The organism is Polynucleobacter sp. 35-46-11, assembly GCF_002281105.1.
The window spans coordinates 1-1401 of the sequence record NZ_NCFJ01000607.1; the positions used below are offsets into that span (position 1 = coordinate 1).

The 1401-nt window shown below is 45.6% G+C and carries 2 protein-coding genes and 1 pseudogene; all 3 read right to left on the reverse strand.

Annotated features, from left to right (window positions below; translation table 11 throughout):
• Positions 1-591, reverse strand: a 591-nt coding sequence (locus tag B7Y67_RS18080) for an FAD-dependent monooxygenase (RefSeq protein ID WP_293599820.1), incomplete at its 3' end; no start/stop codon positions are given.
• A gap of 6 nt (positions 592-597) precedes the next feature.
• Complete coding sequence (locus B7Y67_RS18085) at positions 598-1056, reverse strand: VOC family protein (protein ID WP_293599821.1); 459 nt, start codon at positions 1054-1056, stop codon at positions 598-600.
• Between the two features lies 1 nt (position 1057).
• Positions 1058-1401 (reverse strand): annotated as a pseudogene (locus B7Y67_RS18090) (TetR/AcrR family transcriptional regulator); the annotation flags it as partial.

Consider the following 1401-nt stretch of genomic DNA (forward strand, 5'->3'; position numbering starts at 1 on the left):
GCCATTGGGAAGGCAAAAGCCAAAATAATTAAAGAGGGTGTCTAGGGTGTAATTCGATAAATGACTTTCATCGCATACACCACGCCATGCAATATATCCCGCATATTCAGGCTGAATACTTGGCGCTACTTGAGCTCTCACTGCGGAACGAATGCCATCGGATGCTATTAGCAGCTCAGCCTGATAACTACTGCCATCCTCACAAACTACTTGAACGGTATTGGAATCTTGACTAACAGTTTTTACATTCTTGCCCTGTAAATAACGCTCGCTCGGAAAATTCTCCTTAAGCAGGTGATACAGGCGACTCCATGAAGTCAGAATTTGTGGGAGCGGCATTTCTCCCAGGCTCTCACCATTGACACCCAAGGTAACGCGTTTCGATACAGCAACTCCTAGACTGTCATCAACAGCAATACCTGCTTCACGCAAAGCATCTGCAAGTGCATCATGTGTCACGATCCCCGCACCTCGACCATCCAATGAGCCAATTGCTTTTTCTAATAAGGTGACATCGTGACCTTGGCGCAGCAATATATTGGCTGCAAATAAGCCTCCAAGGGATCCGCCGATGACGAGAATTTTTGCCATCTTTGCTTATGCAGCCTTAGCATCTAAGGCTGCTTTTTCAGCAGCAGGGTAATTTAATTCAATCACGATGCCGTTAGGATCGTCCAAAAAAAGTTGGTGAAGCTGTAAAACAGGCACCGTACGTTGTCTGCAAGGAACGCCCAATTTATCTAGTTGAGCAAGCTTAGCTTCCAAACCTTTAGCAAAGAATGCAATGTGATCCACAGCTCCCGAGCCATAGAGTGAGCTTGGATCACGCTCGCCAAGGTATTGCTTGAGACCGTTGGGATCATTTTTATCAATCGCAATTAAATGTAGTACTGCATTGGCCCAATCGTTTTCATCACCGTTGTAAAGCCAGACCCCTGGAAATGGAAACTCTGGGCGTGGTCCAACCGTTAGTCCAAGCACCTCACTATAAAACTGAGTGGTCTTTTCAATCTCTAAGCTGCGGATAGAAAAATGATTTAGGCTGAGGTTTGTCATATTATTTTTTACCAGTAGTAAATAAAGCTTTTGCTGAACTGAGATAAGAGCTAATCCGATCTTGAATGATTTCTTGTTCAGTATTGGGGTTGCCGGAGTCGTAGATGGCTTGCCCATAAATCCAGCGGCGCATTCCGATGTAAAAAATACCACCATGCAGGCCCATTAAAAATTCTAATTCCCGCTGCGAAGGCTTGCTACGAGTGGTGCGGCCACAGTGTTTGCGGGTTTCACGAATAAGGCGGGGCAATAGGCGATCCCGCAGTAGCTCAAAGAATCGGTCGCTAATTGAGTGATCGCTTAAGCCAGAGAAAATCAAGATACGCACGAAATCGTAGGTGAGAA

Coding starts and splice junctions, on each gene's coding strand:
- B7Y67_RS18085 (WP_293599821.1), bottom strand. CDS start 1,056: ATGACAAACCTCAGCCTAAATCATTTTTCTATCCGCAGCTTAGAGATT.